This window comes from Sulfuricurvum sp. (genome assembly GCF_022759005.1).
Classification (GTDB): Bacteria; Campylobacterota; Campylobacteria; order Campylobacterales; family Sulfurimonadaceae; genus Sulfuricurvum.
The window spans coordinates 1-3,923 of record NZ_JAEMQA010000006.1 but is presented as its reverse complement, the minus strand read 5'-3'; the positions used below and the strand labels follow the sequence as shown (position 1 = coordinate 3,923).

At 38.2% G+C, this 3,923-nt stretch carries 3 protein-coding genes; all 3 read left to right on the top strand.

What is annotated here, in order from left to right; genetic code table 11:
* Positions 1–1,462 (top strand): hypothetical protein (locus tag JHC35_RS00345; protein ID WP_295041331.1); only part of this gene is annotated, 1,462 nt, incomplete at its 5' end.
* Positions 1,463–1,512: 50 nt separating this feature from the next.
* Positions 1,513–1,992 (top strand): hypothetical protein, encoded by a 480-nt coding sequence (locus JHC35_RS00340; protein WP_295041329.1) that lies wholly within the window; start codon positions 1,513–1,515, stop codon positions 1,990–1,992.
* Positions 1,993–2,018: 26 nt separating this feature from the next.
* A complete protein-coding gene (locus JHC35_RS00335) occupies positions 2,019–3,329 on the top strand; it encodes a hypothetical protein (RefSeq protein WP_295041327.1) in 1,311 nt (436 codons plus the stop codon).
* Positions 3,330–3,923: the final 594 nt, after the last annotated feature.

Sequence of the window (3,923 nt, the reverse complement as noted above, 5' to 3'; positions counted from 1 at the left end):
GTTAATACCGAAAGAAGAACAAGATTTTATTAACAGCATTAAAGTCTACCCGAAAACAAGAAAATTTAAAATACCGCTCCCTCCAATTTCTTCAACAACAACAACAACAGCGTTATCTTCTGAAAAACCAGAAACACCATTAGATGAACATAGACCGGCTGAGGAGCAAGATTTTATTAACAGCATTAAAGTCGACCCGAAAACAAGAAAATTTAAAATACCGCTCTCAGCATTAGATGATGAAAAAGCCGAACCTGCAGTCTTATCTCCAAAAGAAGTAGAACAATCGGAAACGTCTGAAGAAACAGACAATAATATAATCCCTGAAAACCTTGAGCCGGAAGAAAATAAAACACCATCTAGGGATTTAACCGAGCTCGCAAAGGAACGCGAGAAGATTAATATACCGAGCTACGTAGAAACGGCAATTGTTAAAAATTTGGAGACGCCTCAGTTTGCAAACAATAAATTCATTGACCTGCTGCGTGAATGTAATCTAACTGGAGTTGCACCTTCATTGGCAGATGAACCTGATGTAACGTATTCTATACGTTTTTCAACACAAGAAAATTCAACTGTACAAATAGAGTGCGCAAATCTCGACTACGACGTTGGAATATCGAAAACCTTACAGAACATGTTAGGCTTCGAGGGAAATAGAAACCTGCGTCTGACTCATTTCAAAAGAAGAATGTTTTTCAGAGCCTACTTACATCACCACTCCACAAACCGAACATACCTTCATGGACGTTATTTTCAACTTCTCAAAAAAATAGACTCACAGGCAAAAAACACAGATAAATACTGGCAATACATCGAGGGCGTTCTGAGTCTCATACAAGTTCCTAAAGGACAGCCATGGGCAGATTTCAACTACGAATTACCTCCTATTGCAATATTAAAAAATGGGAGTGTTTGGCCAAGAAACACGAAATTTAATGATTACTTCGAAGAATTTCCTGCCTTCGCAGAAGAGATGGAAAAGAGAACAAACGAAAAGTTTTTCACTAGCTCTGCATTCGATAATAACTACTCAGGAGAAATATACGATAAAACTGCTGCACTCTTGAGAAAATTCGAAAAACAGGGAACGTTGATTTATTACTTCATGCTCAAAGTTCTATGGGAAGAACAAAATTTTGGGCAACAAGTAACAACTTTCGCCCCTCCTGATCTACAATATGCGACAGATACTGTTCTGATTTATTCTGACATAGTGGAATCCGATCTCGTCAATGAAACACGAATGGCTCTATTAAGACAATTCAAACTACCTCAAACGCTTGAAAAGAACAAAAACGTTCAAACCAATTTCAATCCCATCCAATATAAGAAGTGTATAAGACTAAACAATTTATCAAACATCCGCATCTACATTTCCTCAATTGCCGGAAATATGATAAACTTTTTGAGAGGTCCTGTGTTTGTAGTACTTCATTTCATACAAGAAGCAATGAAATGAGTGTTGGAGCTACAGTATAAATCAGAGCGGCGTGATGACAGGCTGTTACAATGGAACCTTCGCATAACCGTTATTATCAATATTTCATACATGCAAGCGGGGAAGGTCTAGACTCTGACGAAAGATTTGTGCCTAACCTTGGTCAAATTTATAGTTATAATCCAAGCTTACTAAGAGGAAGAGGTCAGTTAGCTGGCGCGCATCAAGGGCGAGGTTTCTTTGGAAATTTGTGGCGCAGCGCGACACCCTATTTAAAAAATCTCGGTAGCCGTGCTGTGGATCTTGTATCAAACATCGCAAAAGATACATTACAGGGAACAAACATCAAAGAAGCTGCATTAAATAATTTAGCAAAAACTGTATCTGATATTACTTCATCAAACACTTCACCAAAAATCCAAGAAGAAACAGCTTCGCAAAGTTCAAGACCGAAACCCAAAAAAAGGAAAAACTTGATTGCCTCTTCGATTGCACGAAAAAAAGCCTACGCTCCAAACATCCAATATTCGGCATTGAGTAAACTATCATAAATATGCAAGGACCTTCTGACGTTTACATGGACCCATCTTGGGATTTATTCAGCAAGTATGCAGTGAGTGATGTTGCGAGAAAAGGCAATTTCATACCAATATATCCCGTTACTGCGGAAACCGACAAAGGACCGATTAAATTTCATGTACCCGGAAGCACCGACTATATAGATTGGAAAGGAAGTTACATTGAATTTGACGTGAGAATTTCAGGTCGAAAAGCACCAGGAGATAATGACGTCGCGCTTGGGATTGATGCACGTGGAACACATGCGGCGCCAGTCAATAACATCGGACACTCATTATTTAATAAAGTGTCTATCGAAATTGGAGGAAAACCTATCACGTCAACCTACCACTATCCTTACATAGCACATTTAAATACGTTACTAACGCACGACCGAACATCTCTCGAAACATTCTGTAGATTACAAGGATGGTTTAAAGATAAGTCTACGCAAATGGATGATGTTAACTCGGCAACAGTGGATCATTTGAAAGAACGAAAAAGTTGGTTTCATAACAGGAAAGCGCAATTTTTAATAAAACCATATAGCCCGTTGTTTCTATTGGATAAGTTTATGCTGCCCTACGTCGACGTTAACGTAATACTCGAACGAAGAGAAGATGCGAAGTTCTATATGATGGGAGAAGACGAAGCGGCCACTCATCCATTTGCTTTACATATCACAAACCCTGTGTTGTACGTTCACAAAGTAGAGGCTATTCCAGAATACACGATGGGTGTGGAAGCAATGTTGGGTCGAAATGAAAAAAGTGCTGTTTACAAATTCACAGATTGCCAAATATTGCCACTAAATATAACAACCGGTTCTACAAACTTCACAAGAAACAATCTATTCCAAAACAACATCCCCAGCAGAGTTTTAATTTTCTTTGTTGAAACATCAGCCTGGGACGGTGCATTGAACAAAAATCCATTTCACTACAAACACAACAAAATTTCAAACATTGCTCTATTTAAAGACGGAGTGCCATATCCTACGCCAGAATTAAAATGTGACTTTGATAATGGTCTCTACACGCGGGCTTATTATCAAACAATGCGTACACTGGCGGCGCCAGACCCGTTAGCTCCTCCAATAACATACGAGGAGTTTGCGTTAGGCACAACCATCTTCAGTTATGACATGTCACCCGACCAGAATGGAAGTGCCGAAAGTTCCCCAATCACAAATAAATCATCAACAATGAGATTAGAAGTAAAGTTCCGAGAAGCTCTTGCAATGGACATGATGTGTTTAATTTATCATGAAATACCTATGCAATTTACTATTGACAATCATCGAAACGTCAGTGTGGAAAAATTTTTCTGATAAAAGAGGATATGAATGGAGCCGTATTGAATTACGTTTTCAAAACAAACATAAACACCAAAAAACATTTTTCCGGGTTTTCATCACCCGACCTTCCTCTCCCGAAATTGAAACGCTTTCCCACAATAATCATATTGAACACAGATAAAGCGAACGGACCGGGAGAACATTGGTGTCTACTATTCGTCAAAAGCAAAAGAAAAGCCGATTTCTTCGATCCCTATGGGAATCCTCCCACTTACTACAACTTCGACAAACCCATATTTGATAAATTGGATGATGTTGTATATAGCGATTCATGCGTGCAAGGCATTACTCCAACTTGCGGTCACCACTGTATATTTTTCTCGATTCAAAGAGCGCGAGGTCATTCAATGGAACACATCTTAAAAAAAATGTATTCTAAAAATTTATGGAAAAATGATAGAATGGTTTATAACTTTGTGAAAAACTCATATGGGGATGATTTTGCAAGTTTCAATTTTTAAATGTGTATGCTTGATAAATAAAAAGAAAATTTAAAAAACTTCATACGCTTTCATATCAATTATCACGAAAGAAAAGTCGTGCCGTGTATTGAGAGAAAAAACCTAA

Coding starts and splice junctions, on each gene's coding strand:
- JHC35_RS00340 (WP_295041329.1), top strand. CDS start 1,513: ATGGAACCTTCGCATAACCGTTATTATCAATATTTCATACATGCAAGC.
- JHC35_RS00335 (WP_295041327.1), top strand. CDS start 2,019: ATGGACCCATCTTGGGATTTATTCAGCAAGTATGCAGTGAGTGATGTT.